Genomic DNA, 20,000 nt, shown 5'->3' on the forward strand with positions numbered 1-20,000 from the left:
GCTTACAGGCCTTGCTGCTTGAGGCGGTTGGCGTGCTGGCGGTACAGCGTCACCGGGTCGGTGGAGAACCAGTCGCGCAGGCCCAGCAACTGGTTCACTTCATCAAGGTGGTTCTGGCGGTAGTCGCCCAGGTGTTTGCCCAGGCGCGACGAGCAGGCCGACACCAGGCCGTCGTTGGCTTCGCCAAAGGTCAGGCTCAGCGTGGTCAGCAGTGCGTCGCTGGCGTCGAGCACGTTGGTCAGGGGCAGGGTGCCGGTCCAGGAGTAGTAGCGCACGCCATTCACCAGCTCAGCACCATTGCCGCAGCCGGAGGTGGGCACCCCCTGTGGGAAGCGGCTGTTGAACTTGGCGGAGCCTGCGGTGGTCAGCGAGTCCAGCGCCGCCGTGGGCATCTGGGGCAGGCCCGTGCCGCCCGAGGTCAGGTTGATCAAACCCACCAGCGCCTTGGCCGCCGCATTGGCTACGGCCTCGGACACCGAGCCTGCAGGCGCCACGCCGCGCAGGATGTCGGCCACGCGCGAACCCCGGTTCACGCCCCCGATGGATGTGACCGAGGCCACCAACTGCGGCGCCACACCCGCCACATAGCGCGTGGTGGGGCCGCCGTGCGAGTGGCCCACCAGGTTCACTTTGGCCGCGCCGGTGATGGCGAGGATGGTCTTGACCTGGGCCAGCAGCTGCTCGCCCCGCACCTCGGTGCTGTTGGCGGCCGACACCTGGGCCACGTAGACCTTGGCACCACCCTGGCGCAGTGCGTCGGGAATGCCGTAGAAGTAATCGATGCCCAGCGCCGAGTCAAAGCCAAAAAGCCCGTGCACCAGCACGATGGGATACCGCGTTTGCGTGTAGCCCGTTTGCGCCTGCGCGCCCCCGCCCACCAGCAGCAACCCCGCCGTTGCTGCCAGCACCAGTCGCCGCAACAAGCGGCTGAAAAATCCGGTCATGTGTTTGTCTCCGTTGATGTGATTTCTTATGTTTGCAAAATAGAACGGTCGTTCGTTTTTGCAGTGCTTATTTTTTGGGGAGATGGCTGCTGTCACTATCGGGACATACCCGTGCCTGCAATGTGGTCGGCGGGAAATTGCCTGGATTCCGTAAAATCCTGCGCCATGAAAGCTTTTGACGCATTGGACAAGCTGGATCGCGCCATCCTGCGCCGTCTGCAAGAAAACGGCCGCGAGACCTACGACGTGATCGGCGAGCAGGTGGGCCTGTCGCCCAGCGCCGTGCTGCGCCGCGTCAAGCGGCTGGAGGACAGCGGCGTGATCGACCGCTATGTGGCCCTGGTGCCGCCCGAAGCGGTGGGGCTGGGGCTCACGGCCTACCTCAACGTGCGCCTCGAAAAACACACCGAAAGCCACAAGCGCAACCCCATGGACCTGTTCCGCGCCAGCGTGCAGACCTGGCCCGAGGTGGTGGAGTGCGCCTCGCTCACCGGCGAGATGGACTACCTGCTGCGCGTGGTGGTGGCCGACATGGCGCACTACAGCCGCTTCATCATGGACACCCTGCTCAAGCACCCCAGCGTGCAGGATTGCAAGACCAGCTTTGTGCTCGACCGCGTGAAAGCGACCACGGCCGTGCCGGTGTAGCCCGGCACCTTCGTCCTCGGATGCGCCTGTGCATGTCGCAGGCGTGATTTCTTAGCGTGCCTGTCGGTGCGGCGGAGGTTGCTGCCAGGCGCGCCGCGCTATACGCTCCGGTGGGTGCTAAAGGGGCATGGTGCAGACGGCAGTCCAGCTACCCAGCCGTCGCATGTGCGACCCCTGCAGAGGAGTTTCACAGCATGATTACTCTTAAATTGATAGCTTCTGAAGTTTGTTCATCAGGCGCTTGGAGCCGATTTCTTTGCCTTTTGAGTAGTGTCACTATTTTGCTGCGGCGCAGCAATTTGGACTGGAAAAAATGAGGGAAAACCCTTATATTTGGCTGCATGTTCGCAACCAAAGACTGGCTCAAGGCATCCTGGTACGCAGGCCGGGACATGCTGCGCCCGGTAACGGGCGGCTCCTCTGCCTCTGACATTCACATCCACCAGCAGGAGACGCCCGTGATGGTTCCTATCCGCTCCCTGGGCCCTTCCTACCGGGAGCGGATCACCCAGCACCTGCTGCAACTGGAGCCTGCAGACCGCTACCTGCGCTTTGGCTATGCCGCCAACGACGAGCAGATCCGCCGCTACGCCGAGCAGCTCAACTTCGAGCGCGACGAAATCTTTGGTATCTACAACCGCCGCCTTGAGCTCATCGCCATGGCGCACCTGGCGTTCTCGGAAAACCCCGAACACAAGCCCTGTGCCGAGTTTGGCGTATCCGTGCTCAAGCAGGCGCGGGGCCGTGGGTTTGGCGCACGCCTGTTCGAGCGTGCCGTGATGCACGCGCGCAATGAAGGCGTGAACATGGTGTTCATCCATGCGCTGTCCGAGAACACGGCCATGCTCAAGATCGCGCGCAACGCGGGTGCCACGGTGCGCCGCGATGGCTCCGAGTCCGAGGCCTACCTGCAGATCCCGCCCGCCAGTCTCGACACGCGCATGGCCGAGATCGTGGAGCAGCAGTTTGCCGAGGTGGACTACCAGATCAAGAAGCAGGCCAAGCAGTTCTGGGACTTCCTGGCCAACGTGCAGGAAGTGCGCAGCGGCGTGCAACACGCGCGCCACCAGTCGGCCGAGTAAGGCCTGGCTGGGCACGGGGCGGGGCCGGTGCGGGGCCTGTCACCACAATCCGCTATCCTAGGGGCCCGATCCACTACCGCACGTCCTGCACTCCACGACAGTGTCTGATCCGCATCCCGGGCGCCCGCCCGAAAAGGAAGACAAACGCACCTTCCTGCAGAAGGTGGCAGAGTTCATCCACCCTGGCCCCGACTCGACCCAGGAATTGATCGAGACCCTGGCCGAAGCCGAGGACAACCAGGTCATTGGCGCCGAGTCGCGCGTGATGCTGGAGCGTGTGATCCGCATGGCCGACATGACGGCGGGCGACGTGATGGTGGCCGCGCCGCGCATGGATCTGGTCAACATCGACTCCCCGTTCGACGATTTGCTGCATCTGGTCATCAACACCGCGCATTCGCGGTTCCCGGTGTACCAGGGCGAGCGTGACAACATCATCGGCATCCTCATGGCCAAGGACCTGCTCAAGCTGCAGCGCGCGCCCGAGCTGAACATCCGCGCCCTGCTGCGCCCGGCGGTGTTTGTGCCGGAGAGCAAGGGACTGAACGACCTGCTGCGCGAGTTCCGGGGCAACCGCAACCACTTGGCCATCGTGATCGACGAGTTTGGCCGCATGGCCGGGCTGGTCACCATCGAGGATGTGCTGGAGCAGATCGTGGGCGAGATCGAGGACGAGTTCGATATCCCCGAGGACGACGGCGACATCTTCGGCCTCGCCGACCGCACCTACCGCGTGAGCGGCGACACCTCGGTCGAGCGCGTCTGTGAAGCCTTTGATGTACTGATCCAGAGCAGCGATCCCGGCGAAAGTTTTGACACCATTGGTGGCCTGATTGCCCACGAAATGGGCCATGTGCCCAAGCGCGGCGAGCAGCTGCAGCTGGGTGGCCTGCAGTTTGTGGTGCTGCACACCAAGGGCGGTGCCGTGCGCTGGTTCAAGGTGTCCAAGGCCGAAGACGGCAGCGCTGCCGCTTGATGGCGCGGGCTTCCCTGACGATGCGCTGGCCCCTGCAGGCGCTGATGGCGCTGACCGCTGGGCTGGCGCAGGCGGCCTCCCTGGCCTGGCCGGGCCATGGCCAGCCCTTGTGGTGGCTGCAGCTGCTATCTCTGGCCGTGCTGGCGCGCTTGGTGCGGCCGGGTGCGGGGGCGGTGGTGTCCTGGCAGCGGGGGGCGCTGATTGGCGGCGTATTTGCCACGGCTTGGCTTTCAGGCACCTTCTGGTGGCTGTTCATTTCCATGCACACCTATGGCGGCCTGCCTGCGCCGCTGGCGGTGGCCGCCGTGTTGGCGCTGGCCGCGTTTCTGGGCAGCTACTACGCCGTTGTTTTAGGCCTTTTTTGCCGCCTTGCGCCCGTCCATCAAGGCGGAGCTGCTCTTTTTTTTGGAGCGCTCTGGCTGCTGGCCGAGCTAGCGCGGGGCATTTGGTGGACGGGCTTTCCCTGGGGGGCGGGGGGCTATGCCCATGTGGACGGGCCGCTGGCGCCGTTGGCACGGTATGTGGGGGTCTATGGCCTGGGCGCCGTGGCGGCAGCGCTGGCCATGGGGGTGGTGCAACTACGCCTCGCCGACCCGCGCCGGTGGCGCATTTTGGCGCTGCTGCTGGCCCTGGCAGCCGTGCTGGCCGGGGCCACGGCGCAGCGCTTCTGTGCGGTCAACCTGTGCCACACGCCCTCGCAACCCCAGCCGCCAGCGCTGGGCCTGGAGCTGCTCCAAGGCAACATTCCGCAGGACGAGAAATTCCAGCCGGGCAGTGGTGTGCCTGTGGCCCTTCAGTGGTACGCCGCCGCGCTGCGCGATGCCAAGGCCGACCTGGTGGTGGCGCCCGAAACCGCGATTCCGCTGCTGCCGCAGCAGCTCATTCCGGGGTACCTCGAGGGCATCCAGCAGCACTACGCACAAGGCCCGCAGGCCGCGTTGCTGGGGATTCCGCTGGGGGATGAAACGCTGGGCTACACCAACTCGGTGCTTGGCATGGGGCCCGCCACCCAGGCCACGCCCTACCGCTATGACAAGCACCATCTGGTGCCTTTTGGCGAATTCATTCCGCCCTTCTTCAAGTGGTTCACGGCCATGATGGACATCCCGCTGGGCGACTTCAACCGGGGCGCCGTGGGTCAGGCGTCTTTCGTGTGGAAGGGGCAGCGCATTGCGCCCAACATCTGCTACGAGGATCTGTTTGGCGAGGAGTTGGGCGCGCGTTTCATCGACCCGGCCCAGGCGCCCACCGTGTTCGTGAACTTCAGCAATATCGGCTGGTTTGGCAATTCGGTGGCGATTGACCAGCACCTGCACATCAGCCGCATGCGCGCGCTGGAGTTCGAGCGCCCCATGGTGCGTGCCACCAACACAGGCGCCACGGCCATCATTGACCACCGGGGCGTGGTCACGCACCAGCTGGAGCGCCACACCCGGGGCGTGCTCCGGGGCGACGTGCAAGGCCGCGGGCTCAGCGCACAAACCGGCTGGGCGATCACGCCCTATGCATGGTGGGTGGCGCGCTGGGGACTGTGGCCGCTGTGGGCCCTGGGGGGGCTGGCGCTGGTTGCGGCCCTGCTGGCGCGGGGCGTGCGCAGGGCGCGGGGCGGTTGATTTAGGTCATCCGCCTGTGGAGCCGCCAGAGGGCCGGACAATCCCTTCTTTAGAGGCTCCTCCCTATGCCTTGATAATAGAGCCCCGCAAGCGGGGGCTTGTTTTGCGGACAACGATGATTTGAGGCGGGCGAACCCGCCGTTCTGGAGCACGACTGAAAATGGCAGATTCCTTTTCCTACGAACAACTGATCGCCTCGGGCGAAGGCCGGCTGTTCGGCGCTGACAGCGGGCGTCTGCCGCTGCCACCCATGCTGATGTTTGACCGCATCACGCACATCGACAGTGATGGGGGGGCGCACGGGCTGGGAAAAATCCGCGCTGAACTGGATGTCAAGCCTGACCTGTGGTTTTTTGCCTGCCATTTCCAGGGCGACCCGGTCATGCCCGGCTGCCTGGGGCTCGATGCCATGTGGCAGCTCATCGGTTTTTACCTGACCTGGCTGCAACTGCCCGGCCGGGGCCGCGCGCTGGGCGCGGGTGAAGTCAAGTTCACCGGCGAAGTGGGCCCGGACGTGAAGCTGGTCACCTACGAAATCGACATCAAGCGCGTGATTAAGCGCAAGCTGGTGATGGCCATTGGCGACGCCCGCCTGCTGGCCGATGGCAAGGAAATTTACGTCGCCAACGACCTGCGCGTGGGTTTGTTCAAGCGCGAGGGCGACGACAAGGACGTAGCAGCATGACGACGACCAAGAAGCGTGTAGTCATCACCGGTGCGGGCATCGTCTCGTGCATCGGTAACGACCTGGCCACAGTGGAGGCCTCGCTGCGTGCGGGCACCAGTGGCATCAAGGCCGTGGAAAAGTTCAAGGAACTGGGCCTGCGCAGCCAGGTGGGCGGCGCGCCCGAGATCGATATCGAAGCGCGCATCGACCGCAAGCAGCTGCGCTTCATGGGCGATGCGGCGGCCTATGCCCAGATCGCGCTCGAAGACGCGATCCAGCAGGCGGGTCTCACCCCCGAACAGGTCAGCCACCCGCGCACCGGCCTCATCATGGGCTCGGGCGGTGGCTCGCCTGCCAACCAGATCGAAGCGGCCGACACGCTGCGCGAAAAGGGCATCCGCCGTGTGGGGCCGTACCAGGTCACGCGCTGCATGAGCTCCACGGTTTCTGCCTGCCTGGCGACCAACTTCAAGGTCAAGGGCATCAACTACTCCATCACCTCGGCCTGCTCGACCTCGGCGCACTGCATCGGCGCAGCCGCGCAGCAGATCGCCTGGGGCGTGCAGGACGTGATGTTCGCGGGTGGTGGTGAAGAGCTGTCCTGGGGCATGTCGCTGCTGTTTGACGGCATGGGCGCCATGTCCAGCAAGTACAACGAAACCCCCGAACGCGCTTCGCGCGCCTACGACGCGAACCGTGACGGTTTTGTGATCGCAGGCGGCGGCGGCGCCGTGGTGCTGGAGAGCCTGGAGCATGCCCAGGCCCGCGGCGCCACCATCCTGGCCGAGGTGGTGGGCTTCGGTGCCACCAGTGATGGCGAAGACATGGTGGCCCCTTCCGGCGACGGTGCCATTGCGTGCATGCAGCAGGCGATGGAAGGCCTGGACGCCCCCATCGACTACATCAACACCCACGGCACCTCAACGCCGGTGGGTGACATGCAGGAAGTGCGCGCCATGAAGGCCCTGTTCGGCGACAAGGTGCCGCCGTTCTCGTCCACCAAATCGCTCACCGGCCACTCGCTGGGTGCGACCGGAGTGCAGGAGGCGATCTACTGCATGATCATGCTGAACCAGGGCTTCATCGCAGGATCGGCCAATGTGGAAACGCCCGATCCGGCCCTGGGCGACATGCCCCTGGTCACGCAGACGCGGGATGCGCAGCTGACCACGGTGCTGTCCAACAGCTTTGGCTTTGGCGGCACCAACGCCAGCCTGGTGCTGCGCCGCTGGATGGGCGCCTGACGCGGTAGTCACTGCCGCTGCGTCCCAGCCCGCCCCCGCGTTTGCGGCGGCGGGTTTTTTTGTGGCTGCGGGGGGGTTACTTGCGCGGCCTGGGTGACAGCGCCTCATGCAGCAGCGCAGGCAGCATGGCCAGCATGCGCGTGGCCTGCAGGCCCGGTGGGTGGTTGCCCGCGTGGTAGCTGTACAGCGACATGGGCGGCAGGTCGGGCAGTTCCACTGCCACCATGTGCGCCGGGTCCAGGCGGATGGCGGTGAGGAAGTCCACCACCGTCCAGCCCATGCCCAGCCGCACCAGCTCCAGCGCCAGGCGCGATGTCTGCACCTGGATGCCCGGCCCGCCCGGTGTGCCCAGGCGGTCGGCCGTGTGGTCGATGGACTGCCGCATCGGGTCGTCGCCCACCAGCCGGATGGCGGGCACCTGCGCCAGGCGTGCAGCGGTGCTGGCGGCACGCGGGGCGCGGTCCCACAGGGTGCGGGCCACGGCCAGCGACAGGCGCCCGCTCACCAGCAGTTCGCTGTGCACTTGCGGGTGCGGATGCTCAAAGAAACCCAGCCCAAAGTCCACGCTGCGCGTGAGCAGTGCCTGCGTCATCTGGTCCTGGTGGATGGTGCGCACCTCCACCCCCACCTGTGGGTGCTTTTGCGCATGGCGATGCAGCAGCTTGGGCAGAAATTCGTGGGTGATGGACGGGATGGCTGCCAGCCGCACATCGCCCAGCTCGGTGGTCGCCAGGTTGCGCGCCGTGCGCTGCAGTGCATCCAGCTGGCGGTGGATGCTGCCGGATTCCACGGCCAGCACCTGCGCCTCGGGCGTGGGCGTCAAACCCGCTGGCGTGCGGTTGAACAGCCGGTAGCCCAGCTGCAGCTCCGTGTGGGCCACGGCCTTGCTCACGGCCGAGGGCGTGATGCACAGCAGACGGCCTGCCGCGCTCATGCTGCCGGTCTGCAAAACGGCCTGGAACACTTCGAGCTGGCGCAGGTTCATGGGAATTCCGTGAAAAAGGGGTGTGAATTCAATTCACAGGGTGGCGCCAATTATTCCACTTGGCTGTGTGTGGATTTCTCATAGGATGCCGCACCGTCCGACACCCGCGCACCGGGGCGGACGGCAGCAGGGCGCCGCACCACCCCGCAGCGCCCGGAGAATGACCCGGAGACACAACCATGCGAATTTTTTCTGCTTCTTCTTCCTCGTCCATCACGCGCCGCTGGTTTGCGGGCGTCGTGCTCTCGGCCCTGTCCACGGTCGCCCTGGCCCAGGCGGCCAAGCCCCATGTGGTCGTGCTCGCCACGGGCGGCACCATTGCCGGTGCGGGCGCTTCGGCTGCCAACAGCGCGACCTATGCCGCCGCCAAGGTGCCGGTCGATAAGCTGCTGGCGGGCCTGCCCGAGCTGGCCAATGTAGCCAAGGTGTCTGGTGAGCAGGTGTTCCAGATTGCCTCCGAGAGCTTCACCAACGAGCACCTGCTGCGCCTGGGCCAGCGTGTCTCCGCCCTGTCCAAGCAGGCTGACGTGGACGGCATCGTCATCACCCACGGCACCGACACGCTGGAAGAAACCGCGTACTTCCTGAACCTGACCGTGCGCACCACCAAGCCCATCGTGGTGGTGGGCTCCATGCGCCCCGGCACAGCCCTGTCGGCCGACGGCGCACTGAACCTGTACGACGCCGTGACCGTGGCCGCCAGCAAGGACGCTGCCGGCAAGGGCGTGCTGGTCACGATGAACGACGAGATCCAGAGCGGTCGCGACGTGAGCAAGACCATCAACATCAAGACCGAGGCCTTCAAGAGCCAGTGGGGCCCGCTGGGCATGGTGGTGGAAGGCAAGAACTACTGGTTCCGCGCGCCGGTCAAGCGCCACACTACGCAATCCGAGTTCAACATCGACGACATCAAGGCGCTGCCTGCTGTGGACATCGTGTACGGCTACGGCAACATGAACACCACCGGCATCGAAGCCTACGGCAAGGCGGGCGTGAAGGCGCTGATCCATGCTGGCACCGGCAACGGCTCGGTGGCTGCGCAGGCGGTGGAATCGCTCAAGGCCCTGCGCGCCTCGGGCGTGCAGATCATCCGCTCGGCCCGCGTGCCCGATGGTTTTGTGCTGCGCAATGCCGAGCAGCCTGACGACAAATACGACTGGGTGGTGGCGCATGACCTGCGTCCGCAAAAGGCCCGCATCCTTGCCATGGTGGCTTTGACCAAGACCCAGGACAGCAAGGAACTCCAGCGCATTTTCTGGGAATACTGATCTCCCGAACTGCGCACCAACCGCTCGCCAGAGCGCACTGCACGCGACACCGGTTGCCGAGGCCGGGGCTCCACAAGGGCCCCGGCCTTTGTTCTTGGCGGGGCGCCGTAAAATCACCGGTTTCGCCCTGGCACAACGCCGTTTCTTCTTGAGAGACAGCGGGCCCGGGCACCGGCTTGATCCCGTTGTTGTTTCACCTTCCTCATTGCCCGGCCCTGGCCCTGCCAGTGCCCCGAACCTCATGTTGACCTTCCAGCAAATCATCCTGAAGCTGCAGTCCTACTGGGACGCGCAGGGTTGCGCACTCTTGCAGCCCTATGACATGGAAGTGGGCGCAGGCACCTCGCACACCGCCACCTTCCTGCGCGCCATCGGCCCCGAGCCCTGGAAGGCCGCCTACGTGCAGCCCAGCCGCCGCCCCAAGGACGGCCGCTATGGCGAGAACCCCAACCGCCTGCAGCACTACTACCAGTACCAGGTGGTGCTCAAGCCCGCACCGGCCAACATCCTGGAGCTGTACCTGGGCTCGCTGGAAGCCCTGGGCTTTGATCTGAAAAAGAACGACATCCGCTTTGTCGAAGACGACTGGGAGAACCCCACGCTCGGCGCCTGGGGCCTGGGCTGGGAAGTGTGGCTCAACGGCATGGAAGTGACGCAGTTCACCTACTTCCAGCAAGTGGGCGGCATCGACTGCAAGCCCGCCACGGGCGAGATCACCTACGGCCTGGAGCGCCTGGCCATGTACCTGCAGGGCGTGGACAACGTCTACAACCTGAAGTGGACCGACACCCTGAGCTACGGTGACGTGTACAAGCAAAACGAGGTGGAGCAGTCCACCTACAACTTCGAGCACAGCGACGCCGACTTCCTGTTCACCGCCTTCAACGCGCACGAAAAGCAGGCCAAGTACCTCATGGAACAACAGCTGGCGCTGCCTGCGTATGAGCAAGTGCTCAAGGCCGCACACAGCTTCAACCTGCTGGATGCACGCGGTGCCATCAGCGTGACCGAACGCGCTGCCTATATCGGCCGCATCCGCAACCTGGCCCGCAGCGTGGCGCAAAGCTACTACGAGAGCCGCGAACGCCTGGGCTTCCCCATGGCGCCGCGCGAGTGGGTGGAACAGATGGTCAAAAAGGCCGCGTGAACGAGCGAAAGAACAAGAACATGACGACCCAAAACCTCCTCGTTGAACTGTTTGTCGAAGAGCTGCCTCCCAAGGCGCTGCAGAAGCTGGGCGATGCCTTTGCCACCGTGCTGGGCGACCAGCTCAAGGCCCAGGGCCTGGCCACAGCCGCTTCTGTGGTCACCCCTTTTGCATCGCCCCGCCGCCTGGCTGCGCATGTGACGGCCGTGGCCGACAAGGCTGCGGACAAGGCCGTGCAGCAAAAGCTGATGCCCGTGACCGTGGGCTTGGACAAGGACGGCAACGCCACGCCCGCGCTGCTGAAAAAGCTGCAGGCGCTGGGTGCGGATGTGTCCGACCCCGCAGCCGCAGTGGCCGCGCTCAAGCGCGCGCAGGACGGCAAGGCCGAAGCCCTGTTCTACGACAGCGTGGTACCCGGTGCCGCGTTGGCGGCGGGCCTGCAAAAGGCGCTGGATGAAGCCATTGCCAAGCTGCCCATCCCCAAGGTCATGAGCTACCAGCTCGAAACGGACTGCGAGCTGCCCGGCTGGACCAGCGTGAACTTTGTGCGCCCCGCGCACGGCCTGGTGGCACTGCATGGCAGCACCGTGGTGCCCGTCAAGGCGCTGGGTCTCACGGCGGGCAACAGCACCACCGGCCACCGTTTTGAAGCCGCCGTGTCGCCCGTGGTGCTGGCCGATGCCGACAGCTACGCCGCCACGCTGAAGAAGGACGGTGCCGTGATCGCCAGCTTTGCCGAGCGCAAGGCCGAGATCGCCCGCCAGCTCGCTGCTGCTGCCGCCAAGGTGGGCAATGGCGCCCGCCCCATCGAAGACGATGCCCTGCTGGACGAAGTGACCGCGCTGGTCGAGCGCCCCAACGTGGTCATCTGCCAGTTTGAAGAGCAGTTCCTGGGCGTGCCACAAGAGTGCCTCATCCTCACGATGAAGGCCAACCAGAAGTACTTCCCGCTGCTGGACGCCGCAGGCAAGCTGACGAACAAGTTCCTGGTGGTGAGCAACATCAGCCCCGACGACACCAGCTTTGTCACCGGCGGCAACGAGCGCGTGGTGCGCCCGCGCCTGGCCGATGCCAAATTCTTCTTTGACCAGGACCGCAAGAAGACCCTGGCGTCGCGCGTCGAGGGCCTGGGCAAGGTCGTGTACCACAACAAGCTGGGCACGCAGGGCGAGCGCGTGGAGCGCGTGCGCGCCATTGCCAAGGCCATCGCCACGCAACTGGGCGACGCCGCCCTGGTGGCCTATGCCGATCTGGCCGCGCAACTGGCCAAGACCGATCTCGTGACCGACATGGTGGGCGAGTTTCCTGAGCTGCAGGGCATCATGGGCGGCTACTACGCCCTGAACGACGGCCTGGGCGAGACCGTGGCGCACGCGATCGAAGACCACTACAAGCCGCGCTTTGCGGGCGACGCGCTGCCGCGCAACACCGCTGGCGTCGTGGTGGCTCTGGCCGACAAGCTGGAAACCCTTGTCGGCATGTTCGGCATCGGCAACCTGCCCACGGGCGACCGCGACCCGTTTGCACTGCGCCGCCATGCACTGGGCGTGATTCGCATGCTGGTCGAGAAAGACCTGCCGCTGGATCTGAACGCGTTGCTGGCCGGTGCCGTGCCTGCTTTTGGCGACAAGATCACCGACGCTTCAGCAGCTCTGGCCGACTTCATCTACGACCGCCTCGCTGGCAGCCTGCGCGAACAAGGCTACAGCGCGCAAGAGGTGGATGCCGTGCTGGCTCTGCGCCCGCAGCGCCTGGCCCTGGTCGAGAAGCAGCTGGCGGCTGTGCGCGCCTTTGCGTCGCTGCCCGAAGCGCCTGCGCTGGCCGCAGCCAACAAACGCGTCGGCAATATCCTGAAAAAAGCCGAGGTCGAAGGCCCCGTGGACGCCCACGTGAACCCCGAGCTGCTGCAGGAAAAGGCCGAGCAGGACCTGTTCGCCGCCCTGCAGCGCTTTGTGCCCGAGGCCAATGCGCAGTTCGACGCGGGCGACTACACCGCCAGCCTGCAGACCCTGGCCGTGCTGCGCGCGCCGGTGGATGCGTTCTTTGACGATGTGATGGTCAACGCCGAACAGCTGGACGTGCGCATGAATCGCCTGGGCCTGCTCAAGATGTTGCACAACGCGATGAACCGCGTGGCCGACCTGTCCCGCCTGGCGGTGTGACCCCGGGGCTGATAGGCTGGCGGTCTGTTTCCACAAGGTACCCCCTCCTATGAAACTCGTCATCCTGGACCGCGACGGCACCCTCAACCCGCTGGGGGAGGACTTCATCACCTCGGCCGACGAGTGGACCGCCGTGCCCGGCGCGCTGGAAGCGATTGCGCGGCTCAACCACGCGGGCTGGCATGTGGTGGTGGCCACGAATCAGCCGGGGCTGGGGCGCGGGCTGTTTGACGTGGTGGCGCTCAACGCCATCCACGCCAAGATGCACCGCCAAGTGGCGGCCGTGGGTGGGCGCATCGACGCTGTTTTTTACTGTCCCCATGCGGCCGACGAGGAATGCGCCTGCCGCAAACCCGCTCCCGGCCTGCTGGAGCAGATCAGCGACCGCTACGGGGTGGAACGCCACGACGTGCAGGTGGTGGGCAGCTGCGCCGCACACCTGCAGGCCGGGGCTGCGCTGGGTGCGCAGTTGCACCTGGTATGCACGGGGCAGTCGGCGCAGGTGCACCCAATGGGGCCGCTGCCTGCAGGGCTGCCACCGGGCCTGCGCGTGCATGCCAGCCTGGGCGATTTTGTGGACCAGCTGTTGCCTGCAGTGCCCGCCACGGCGCCACCGCTGGCGGCCACGCCCTTGCCTGCGGTGGGTGGCCTAGTCTCCTGATACTATCAATTCAATAGCTGTAATCGCTTGATGGACAGGCGGTAGCGGCCTAAAAACCATCAAAAAATGGCCTTTCTCCGTTCTGTCATTCACCTTCTCTGGATGGGCATCACCGTGGTGCCTTACGCCCTGGCCATCATGCTGGGCACCTTGCTGGGGGTGCGCGGCCTGCCGCTGTACCGCATCGCGCGGGCCTGGCTGTCGCTGTGCATCAGCGGTGCGCGGACCATCCTGGGCATCCGGGTGGAGATCTCCGGCATGGAGCATCTGCCGCAGGGCGACAACGCAGGTGCGGTGCTGCTGGTCAAGCACCAGTCCACGTTCGAGACGTTTCTGATGCCCACGATCATGCCGCACCCCCTGGCCTACGTGTTCAAGAAGGAGCTGCTTTACGTGCCCTTCTTCGGCTGGGCCATCGGGCGCTTGGACATGATCCACATCGACCGCAGCCAGCGCACCCAGGCCTTCAACAAGGTGGTGCAGCAGGGCAAGGACCTGCTGGCCAAGGGCATCTGGATCATCATGTTCCCCGAAGGCACGCGCATCGCGCGCGGGCAAAAGGGCCAGTACAAGACCGGCGGCACGCGCCTGGCCATCGACACGGGTGCGCCCGTGATTCCGATTGCCGTGACCTCGGCCAAGGTGTGGCCGCGCAAGGCCTTCATCAAGCGCCCCGGCGTGGTGGACGTGTCGATCGGCCAACCCATCTCCAGCGTGGGGCGCGAGCCCGATGAGCTGATGCGCGAGGTCGAAGCCTGGATCGAGGCCGAGATGCGCCGCCTGGATCCCGGGGCCTACCCGCAAGCCCCCGCTGCCCCTGCGGCCGACACAACCACCCAAAGCGGGAAATAAGCCCATCGTGATGCAGCGGCTTGTGCAACTGGCGCTGGACTTGTTTGACCCGCCGGCCGCTGCGGCACCTGCACCCGTGGCACTGGCGGCTGGGGTGCCCGATACCAAACAAAAAATGCCCTCTGCGCCCGATGGGCAAGCGCTGGTAGCTCCTAAAACGATAGTAAACCGCCCTGCAGCGCCCGCCGTGCCGCTGCCTTCCCTGCTGTCCCCCGCCGAGTTTCGCCACCCCCAGGCCAACCGCGAGGTGCTGCTGGGCGATGCCGTGGTGGCCTACGCGCTGCAGCGCGCGCGGCGCCGCAGCATCGGCTTCTCGGTGGGGCCCGATGGCCTGTCGGTGCGGGCACCGAGCTGGGTCACGCTGGGCGCGGTGGATTCTGCGCTGCGCGAAAAATCCGACTGGATCCTGCGCAAGCTGGGCGAGGCGCGCGAGCGCCAGCAGCGCATGGAGGGCGGCCGCATCGTGTGGGCGCATGGTGCCGTGCTGCCCTACCTGGGCGAGCCTTTGACGGTGGTGCTGGACCCGAGCCACGGCTTTGCGGGCAAGGGCGGGGCGCTGGTCACTGCAACGGAACAGCCCAGCCTGCACATCGGCCTGCCCCACAGCGCCAGCCCCGCGCAGATCCGCGACGCCGTGCAGGCCTGGCTGATGCGCGACGCGCGCCGCCATTTCACCGAGCGGCTGGACCACTTTGCGCCGCTCTTGGGCGTGCGCTGGGCCAGCCTGCGCCTGTCCAGCGCCAACACCCGCTGGGGCAGCGCCAAGGCCGACGGCTCCATCCGCCTGAACTGGCGCCTGCTGCACTACCGCCCGGCCATCATCGACTACGTGGTGGCGCACGAACTGGCCCACCTGCGCGTGATGGACCACAGCCCCCGCTTCTGGGACACCGTGGCCACCGTGGTGCCCGACTACGCGCAACTGCGAAGTCGTTTGCGCGACGAACCCGCCCCTTTGTGGGATTGAAAGGACCCCGACGATGACTGAACCAACGATTCGCCCCGCCGAAGGCTATGCCGGAGACGTAACCCCCCAGCAAGCCTGGCAGTGGGTACAGGCTGGCCAGGCTGTGCTGGTGGATGTGCGCAGCGATGCCGAGCGCGAGTGGGTGGGCCAGGTGCCCGGCGCCGCCGCCGTGGCCTGGAAGCAATGGCCGGGCATGGCGATGAATGCCGACTTCGATGCCCAGATGCGCGCCGCCGTGCCTGCCGGAACGCCCGCCGTGCTGCTATGCCGCAGCGGCGTGCGCTCCATCGCCGCCGCGCGCCGCGCCACCGAGCTGGGCATCACCGCGTACAACATCCTCGAAGGGTTTGAGGGCGACGCGGATGCGCAAGGCCAGCGCGGCAAGAAGGGCGGCTGGCGCTTTCATGGCCTGCCGTGGAAGCAGGGTTGATGCTCCTAAAAGAATAGCTGCTAGCGCCTGTCTATCAAGCGGTAGCAGCTACTTTTCCTGAATTCGCGGGAGCCGCGCGCTGCGCACGGACTCGGGCGTCAAATACACCCCCGCTCCCGCCTGTGCACCCGTGGAACCGGCTTTGCCGGGCCACCGGGTGCATCCCCATTGGGGGAGGGCGCCGAAGGCGACTCAGGGGGGTTACTTCAGTGCAGGGATGCGCAGCTTTTGGCCGGGGTAGATCTTGTCGGGGTGGCTCAGCATGGGCTTGTTGGCCTCGAAGATCACGGGGTACTTGTTGGCATCGCCATAGAACTTCTTGGCGATCGCGCTGAGCGTGTCGCCGCGCACCACGTCGTGGTACTGGGCTTCGGGCTCGGGGTTGGTGACCTCCATCAGGTTCTCGACGCTGGTGACACCGGCCACGTTGCCGCAGCACAGGGTGATCTTTTCCTTGGCGGCTTGCGTGGGGGCTGCGCCTTTGACGGTGACCTTGCCTTCCGGGCCCTGGAAGGCCACCTGCACGTTGCTGGCGCCCAGGTTCTGGGCGGCGATGTAGGTCTCGATGGCCTTGCCGGCCTTGGTGTTGAGCTCATCCTGCGTGGGAGCGGCGGCGGTGGCAGCCTGCGCGTCCTTGCCGCCAAACAGCTTTTCACCGGCTTCCTTGATGAAACTGAAAAGACCCATGTCGTACCTCCTGAGGTTGCAGAAAGAATAAGGAACGACCACTGTAGCGGCAATGCGAGGCCACCCCGTGTCAGACAGCGGCGCGAAACGATTTTTCACAATCCCGCCAGGGCGGCTGGAGGGCTGTCGCAGCGGGATCAGCCCGGATGCCAAAACTCGGGATAATCCGCCGCATGACTTTTCTGGCCATCGACGTCGGTAACACCCGTCTCAAATGGGCGTTGTACGACGCTCCCCGCCCCGGGGCTGCGCTGATGGCGCATGGCGCCGAGTTCCTCGACCACATTGACCGCCTGGCCGAAGGCAGCTGGGCCCCGCTGATCCACCCGGAGCACATGCTGGGTTGTGTGGTGGCGGGCGATGCCGTCAAGCGCCGGGTGCAGGAGCAAATGGAACTGTGGGACGTGGCACCCTCCTGGGTCGTGTCATCCGCGCAGGAAGCAGGGCTCACCAATGGCTACGACCACCCCTCGCGCCTGGGCTCGGACCGCTGGGTGGCCATGATCGGCGCGCGCCACCATGTGCTGGCCCGAGGCCCTGCGCGGCCGCTGATCGTTGTGATGGTGGGCACGGCCGTCACGGTCGAGTGCATCGACGCTGAAGGCCGTTTCATGGGTGGCCTCATCCTGCCCGGCCACGGCATCATGCTGCGGGCGCTGGAGACCGGTACCGCCGGCCTGCATGTGCCCACGGGCGAAGTGCGCCTGTTCCCGACCAACACCAGCGACGCGTTGACCAGCGGTGGCACCTATGCCATTGCCGGAGCGGTGGAGCGCATGTACCAGCACCTGCTGCAGCACTGCGGTCAGGAGCCCGCCTGCATCATGACCGGCGGCGCGGGCTGGAAGATGGCGCCCAGCATGACCCGGCCGTTCGAGCTGGTGGACAACCTGATTTTTGACGGCTTGCTGGAGATTGCCGCGCGGCGGTTTGGGGGCTGAGGGCCTTGCAACGCAGTCGCTGCATCAGTGCGAAGCGGTTTTCTATGCCCATCGACCTGCAAAACTGGCGCTGCCCACGCCTGGGACACCGAGCAAGGGCCGCCCCGCAGCGAGGGTGTCGTCCCCCTTCCCGAATGGCGTAGCCAGTCGAGAAAAGGGGGAAGGCGCGAAGCGCCTCAGGGGGATGCTCCCTTACTCTTCCTCTAGTTCACTCCGTGCCATTTCCACATCCAGCCGCTCCATGGCGTCCATGGGCTCTGCTGCGGCGGCCTTTTCGTAGAGCGCGGTGGCTTCCTTCATCTTCTTGTCGCCTTCCAGCATCACGAGGGCGTTGGCGTACTCGATCATGGCGATGGCCGAGCCCGGGTTGAGCTTGAGGGCTTCCTGGAACAGCTTGAGGCCCGCGTCCTTCTTGGCGCCATAAGTCATACCGCCAATCAGCGAGCCCACCTTGTCGATCACCTCGGCATGGAAGGCGCCCAGTGCGATGCGCGCGTCGGCATGTTTGGGTGACAGGGCGATGGCTTTCTCCAGCGATTCCTTCACCTTGCCGCCCAGGCCCTGCGCCAGCGCCTTGGCGACGCTGATGCCCTGGCTGTAGCGGCCCAGCGCGTAGGCATGCCAGTACCAGGCGTTGGCGTTGCTGGGGTCTTCGCCCGCCTGGGCCTCGGCACGCTCGGCCACCTGGGTGAACAGGTCCAGGCGCGTTTTCTCTTTGGGTTCCAGGTAGTTGGCGTAGATGGACGTGGCCTTGTTGGCCACGGTGATGCCTGCGCTACCGGCGGCCAGGCCTGCAGCGGCGGCCTTTTCAAAGTCGCCGTTGTGGAACAGTGCCCAGGCTTCCAGCACGGCGGTGTCCTTGGGGCAGGGTTCGGCGTCCCCGCCATGCAGCCGGGCCCAGTGCTTTTTGACGCTCGCGGCGTCAAAGCGGTAGTCGCCCGCGTGGGGGAAGGGGGTCCATTTGGCCATGGTGTGTCTCCGGAAGTTCTTGTTGGTGGATGTCTGTGGCGGGTGGGCGGTATCAGCCGGGCGCTGCTGCATAAGCGCCGACCAGCTGCAGCAGGTGGGCCCGCTGGCCGCTTTCGAGGTAGGGCATGAGCAGATTCAGCACATGGTGGGCACCACGCAGCAATGCGGCCTGGGCGCTTTCGGGCTCCAGTGCGCGGCGCGGGTCGCGCACGTATTCAAAGCTGAGCCAGTAGGTCAGCACCACCACCATGCTGGTGGCGGTGGCCTCCAGCTCGCGCGAGTCGATGTGCAGGGATTCCGCGCGGCCCATGCCATCGAGCATGGCGCGCACGGCCCGGGTCTTGTTCTTGAGGATGGCCTGGAAGTGGGTCTCCAGGCGCCGGTTTTTGGACAGCAGGTCGTTGAGGTCGCGGTACAGGAAGCGGTACTGCCAGATCAGCTCAAATAGCGTGTGCATGAAGAACCAGGCGTCTTCCACATTGCGCACGCCGTCGGCGGCGGCCAGCAACTCGGTGAGCGAGCGCTCATAGCGATCAAACAGCGCGTTGATCAGCTCGTCCTTGGCGGGGTAGTGGTAGTACAGGTTGCCGGGGCTGATGCGCAGCTCGGCCGAAATCAGGGTGGTGGAGACGTTGGGTTCGCCGAACCGGTTGAACAGGTCCAGCGTGACTTCCAGAATGCGTTCTGCGGTGCGGCGTGGCGCTTTCTTCACCATGTGTGCAGGCCCTTCGCGTCGTTGTGCTTCGTTGTTTCGGTGTCTCTCTGATGCCTACTCTAACCCACGCAGTCATGCTGCAGTGCGGCATGCCGTCTTGCGGCAAACCCTTGCTGCAGTTGCTTTTAACGCACTTCACAGGTTTCACCAAAAAAAGAAAAGCGGCCAGCGCGCTGTTGCACGTGGGCCGCTTTCAGCGGGCGGGCTGCTGCCCGCCTGCGCCAGTGGGTGGTGAGCGATCAGCTGGCCGATGGAGTGCTGGCGCCGGTGTCGGCTGCGGCACGGGCTGCGGGCTTCTTGGCTGCAGCTTTCTTGGCGGGTGCCTTGGCTGCGGGCTTGGCGGCTGCCTTGGCAGGAGCGGCCTTCTTGGCTGCGGCTTTCTTGGCAGGGGCCTTGGCGGCGGGCTTGGCTGCAGCCTTGGCGGGAGCTGCCTTGCTGCCCTTGGCCAGGGCGTCCACACGGGCGCTCAGGGCTTCCAGGTCGCGGGCCGAGGGCACGCCCAGCTTGGCCAGGGCCTTGGCCACGCGGTCTTCAAAGATGTTTTCGAGCTTGTCCCATTGGCCCTGGGCCTTGGAGCCGATGTCGCTGGCCATGGTGGTCACGCGGCTGGTGGCTTCGGTGATCTTTTCTTCGGCCACGGCCTGGGTCTTGCGCTGGATGGTCAGGCCTTCCTTGACCAGGGCTTCAAACACCTTGCCGCCTTCTTCCTGTGCCTTGGAGAAGGCGCCCAGGCCCGCCAGCCAGATCTGCTGTGCGGAGTCCTTGACGGTGCTGGACAGTTGGGCGTTGCTCTTCTTTTTGTCAGCGCTGAGTTTCTGCAGTTTCTTGACCATAAGGCCTCCGTGGTGCGGTTGGTTGGGGTTGCCGGGGCGATTTTGCCTTCGACGCATGGCCGCACTGTACGCCGCACGGTCCGCAAGGTGTAGGCGCGCGCTCCTAAAAATGTAGAGCGTGTCATCTAGCCTGTGGATCGTTGGCCGCCTAGTATCGGCGCGGGTTTCTGCTGAATCGGGGTGCGCAGGCCTTGCGCAAGAATGAAGTT

At 65.5% G+C, this 20,000-nt stretch carries 20 protein-coding genes; 14 read left to right on the forward strand and 6 right to left on the reverse strand.

What is annotated here, in order from left to right; translation table 11 throughout:
- Positions 1-2 precede the first annotated feature (2 nt).
- The gene (locus tag ACTPOI_RS24095) at positions 3-944 is read right to left on the reverse strand and encodes an esterase/lipase family protein (protein WP_094288937.1); all 942 of its coding nucleotides are present in this window, start codon (positions 942-944) and stop codon (positions 3-5) included.
- 165 nt (positions 945-1,109) lie between these two features.
- Between ACTPOI_RS24095 and ACTPOI_RS24100 the strand changes: the two genes are divergently transcribed.
- The 6 genes from ACTPOI_RS24100 (at position 1,110) to fabB (ending at position 7,174) form a co-directional block, all read left to right on the forward strand.
- On the forward strand, positions 1,110-1,592 hold the full coding sequence (locus tag ACTPOI_RS24100) for an Lrp/AsnC family transcriptional regulator (protein ID WP_109790902.1): 483 nt from the start codon (positions 1,110-1,112) through the stop codon (positions 1,590-1,592).
- Between the two features lie 341 nt (positions 1,593-1,933).
- The gene (locus tag ACTPOI_RS24105; protein ID WP_440113743.1) at positions 1,934-2,674 is read left to right on the forward strand and encodes a GNAT family N-acetyltransferase; all 741 of its coding nucleotides are present in this window, start codon (positions 1,934-1,936) and stop codon (positions 2,672-2,674) included.
- Between the two features lie 100 nt (positions 2,675-2,774).
- A complete protein-coding gene (locus ACTPOI_RS24110) occupies positions 2,775-3,650 on the forward strand; it encodes an HlyC/CorC family transporter (RefSeq protein WP_094288931.1) in 876 nt (291 codons plus the stop codon).
- Between the two features lie 20 nt (positions 3,651-3,670).
- Complete coding sequence (gene lnt / locus ACTPOI_RS24115; RefSeq protein WP_440113747.1) at positions 3,671-5,263, forward strand: apolipoprotein N-acyltransferase; 1,593 nt, start codon at positions 3,671-3,673, stop codon at positions 5,261-5,263.
- A gap of 160 nt (positions 5,264-5,423) precedes the next feature.
- Positions 5,424-5,948 (forward strand): 3-hydroxyacyl-[acyl-carrier-protein] dehydratase FabA, encoded by a 525-nt coding sequence (gene fabA / locus ACTPOI_RS24120; protein ID WP_094288927.1) that lies wholly within the window; start codon positions 5,424-5,426, stop codon positions 5,946-5,948.
- Positions 5,945-7,174 carry a beta-ketoacyl-ACP synthase I gene (fabB, locus tag ACTPOI_RS24125; protein ID WP_440113750.1) on the forward strand — a complete coding sequence of 410 codons (1,230 nt, stop codon included), beginning with the start codon at positions 5,945-5,947 and terminating at the stop codon, positions 7,172-7,174. The genes fabA and fabB overlap by 4 nt, the downstream gene beginning before the upstream one ends.
- A 76-nt stretch (positions 7,175-7,250) precedes the next feature.
- Here the strand turns inward: fabB and ACTPOI_RS24130 are convergent, their stop codons facing one another.
- Positions 7,251-8,159: a LysR family transcriptional regulator gene (locus tag ACTPOI_RS24130; RefSeq protein ID WP_440113753.1), complete on the reverse strand. Its 909-nt coding sequence runs from the start codon at positions 8,157-8,159 to the stop codon at positions 7,251-7,253.
- Positions 8,160-8,338: 179 nt separating this feature from the next.
- On the opposite strand from ACTPOI_RS24130, the gene ACTPOI_RS24135 reads away from it, so the two are divergent.
- From ACTPOI_RS24135 to ACTPOI_RS24165, 7 genes are all read left to right on the forward strand, one after another.
- Positions 8,339-9,427: a type II asparaginase gene (locus ACTPOI_RS24135; RefSeq protein WP_440113756.1), complete on the forward strand. Its 1,089-nt coding sequence runs from the start codon at positions 8,339-8,341 to the stop codon at positions 9,425-9,427.
- A gap of 241 nt (positions 9,428-9,668) precedes the next feature.
- Entirely contained in the window at positions 9,669-10,574 is a 906-nt protein-coding gene (gene glyQ, locus ACTPOI_RS24140; RefSeq protein ID WP_015012411.1) for a glycine--tRNA ligase subunit alpha, read from the forward strand.
- Positions 10,575-10,594: 20 nt separating this feature from the next.
- Positions 10,595-12,736 (forward strand): glycine--tRNA ligase subunit beta, encoded by a 2,142-nt coding sequence (glyS, locus tag ACTPOI_RS24145; RefSeq protein ID WP_440113760.1) that lies wholly within the window; start codon positions 10,595-10,597, stop codon positions 12,734-12,736.
- A 49-nt stretch (positions 12,737-12,785) separates the two neighbouring features.
- Positions 12,786-13,397 carry a D-glycero-beta-D-manno-heptose 1,7-bisphosphate 7-phosphatase gene (gene gmhB / locus ACTPOI_RS24150; RefSeq protein WP_440113763.1) on the forward strand — a complete coding sequence of 204 codons (612 nt, stop codon included), beginning with the start codon at positions 12,786-12,788 and terminating at the stop codon, positions 13,395-13,397.
- Between the two features lie 66 nt (positions 13,398-13,463).
- Positions 13,464-14,249 carry a lysophospholipid acyltransferase family protein gene (locus ACTPOI_RS24155; protein WP_440113766.1) on the forward strand — a complete coding sequence of 262 codons (786 nt, stop codon included), beginning with the start codon at positions 13,464-13,466 and terminating at the stop codon, positions 14,247-14,249.
- Between the two features lie 10 nt (positions 14,250-14,259).
- The gene (locus ACTPOI_RS24160; protein ID WP_440113769.1) at positions 14,260-15,216 is read left to right on the forward strand and encodes a M48 family metallopeptidase; all 957 of its coding nucleotides are present in this window, start codon (positions 14,260-14,262) and stop codon (positions 15,214-15,216) included.
- 13 nt (positions 15,217-15,229) lie between these two features.
- Positions 15,230-15,646, forward strand: a complete 417-nt coding sequence (locus ACTPOI_RS24165; RefSeq protein WP_440113772.1) for a rhodanese-like domain-containing protein — start codon at positions 15,230-15,232, stop codon at positions 15,644-15,646.
- A gap of 201 nt (positions 15,647-15,847) precedes the next feature.
- Here the strand turns inward: ACTPOI_RS24165 and lysM are convergent, their stop codons facing one another.
- Complete coding sequence (lysM, locus tag ACTPOI_RS24170; RefSeq protein WP_094288904.1) at positions 15,848-16,333, reverse strand: peptidoglycan-binding protein LysM; 486 nt, start codon at positions 16,331-16,333, stop codon at positions 15,848-15,850.
- A gap of 173 nt (positions 16,334-16,506) precedes the next feature.
- Here lysM and ACTPOI_RS24175 point away from each other — a divergent pair, with 173 nt between their 5' ends.
- Positions 16,507-17,274, forward strand: coding sequence for a type III pantothenate kinase (locus tag ACTPOI_RS24175; protein WP_094288902.1), 768 nt, complete (start codon positions 16,507-16,509; stop codon positions 17,272-17,274).
- Between the two features lie 192 nt (positions 17,275-17,466).
- On the opposite strand, the gene ACTPOI_RS24180 is transcribed toward ACTPOI_RS24175, so the two are convergent.
- The 3 genes from ACTPOI_RS24180 to ACTPOI_RS24190 form a co-directional block, all read right to left on the reverse strand.
- Positions 17,467-18,243, reverse strand: a complete 777-nt coding sequence (locus tag ACTPOI_RS24180) for a tetratricopeptide repeat protein (RefSeq protein WP_440113776.1) — start codon at positions 18,241-18,243, stop codon at positions 17,467-17,469.
- A 52-nt stretch (positions 18,244-18,295) separates the two neighbouring features.
- Complete coding sequence (locus ACTPOI_RS24185) at positions 18,296-18,958, reverse strand: TetR/AcrR family transcriptional regulator (RefSeq protein WP_094288900.1); 663 nt, start codon at positions 18,956-18,958, stop codon at positions 18,296-18,298.
- A gap of 239 nt (positions 18,959-19,197) precedes the next feature.
- Positions 19,198-19,791 carry a phasin family protein gene (locus tag ACTPOI_RS24190; protein ID WP_094288898.1) on the reverse strand — a complete coding sequence of 198 codons (594 nt, stop codon included), beginning with the start codon at positions 19,789-19,791 and terminating at the stop codon, positions 19,198-19,200.
- Between the last annotated feature and the right edge of the window lie 209 nt (positions 19,792-20,000).

It is taken from the genome of Acidovorax sp. BL-A-41-H1, from assembly GCF_051942715.1.

Bases quoted from the DNA above. Each gene is read 5' to 3' on its own strand.
- ACTPOI_RS24095 (WP_094288937.1), bottom strand. From the start codon at position 944: ATGACCGGATTTTTCAGCCGCTTGTTGCGGCGACTGGTGCTGGCAGCA.
- ACTPOI_RS24100 (WP_109790902.1), top strand. From the start codon at position 1,110: ATGAAAGCTTTTGACGCATTGGACAAGCTGGATCGCGCCATCCTGCGC.
- ACTPOI_RS24105 (WP_440113743.1), top strand. From the start codon at position 1,934: ATGTTCGCAACCAAAGACTGGCTCAAGGCATCCTGGTACGCAGGCCGG.
- lnt (WP_440113747.1), top strand. From the start codon at position 3,671: ATGCGCTGGCCCCTGCAGGCGCTGATGGCGCTGACCGCTGGGCTGGCG.
- fabA (WP_094288927.1), top strand. From the start codon at position 5,424: ATGGCAGATTCCTTTTCCTACGAACAACTGATCGCCTCGGGCGAAGGC.
- fabB (WP_440113750.1), top strand. From the start codon at position 5,945: ATGACGACGACCAAGAAGCGTGTAGTCATCACCGGTGCGGGCATCGTC.
- ACTPOI_RS24130 (WP_440113753.1), bottom strand. From the start codon at position 8,159: ATGAACCTGCGCCAGCTCGAAGTGTTCCAGGCCGTTTTGCAGACCGGC.
- ACTPOI_RS24135 (WP_440113756.1), top strand. From the start codon at position 8,339: ATGCGAATTTTTTCTGCTTCTTCTTCCTCGTCCATCACGCGCCGCTGG.
- glyQ (WP_015012411.1), top strand. From the start codon at position 9,669: ATGTTGACCTTCCAGCAAATCATCCTGAAGCTGCAGTCCTACTGGGAC.
- glyS (WP_440113760.1), top strand. From the start codon at position 10,595: ATGACGACCCAAAACCTCCTCGTTGAACTGTTTGTCGAAGAGCTGCCT.
- gmhB (WP_440113763.1), top strand. From the start codon at position 12,786: ATGAAACTCGTCATCCTGGACCGCGACGGCACCCTCAACCCGCTGGGG.
- ACTPOI_RS24155 (WP_440113766.1), top strand. From the start codon at position 13,464: ATGGCCTTTCTCCGTTCTGTCATTCACCTTCTCTGGATGGGCATCACC.
- ACTPOI_RS24160 (WP_440113769.1), top strand. From the start codon at position 14,260: ATGCAGCGGCTTGTGCAACTGGCGCTGGACTTGTTTGACCCGCCGGCC.
- ACTPOI_RS24165 (WP_440113772.1), top strand. From the start codon at position 15,230: ATGACTGAACCAACGATTCGCCCCGCCGAAGGCTATGCCGGAGACGTA.
- lysM (WP_094288904.1), bottom strand. From the start codon at position 16,333: ATGGGTCTTTTCAGTTTCATCAAGGAAGCCGGTGAAAAGCTGTTTGGC.
- ACTPOI_RS24175 (WP_094288902.1), top strand. From the start codon at position 16,507: ATGACTTTTCTGGCCATCGACGTCGGTAACACCCGTCTCAAATGGGCG.
- ACTPOI_RS24180 (WP_440113776.1), bottom strand. From the start codon at position 18,243: ATGGCCAAATGGACCCCCTTCCCCCACGCGGGCGACTACCGCTTTGAC.
- ACTPOI_RS24185 (WP_094288900.1), bottom strand. From the start codon at position 18,958: ATGGTGAAGAAAGCGCCACGCCGCACCGCAGAACGCATTCTGGAAGTC.
- ACTPOI_RS24190 (WP_094288898.1), bottom strand. From the start codon at position 19,791: ATGGTCAAGAAACTGCAGAAACTCAGCGCTGACAAAAAGAAGAGCAAC.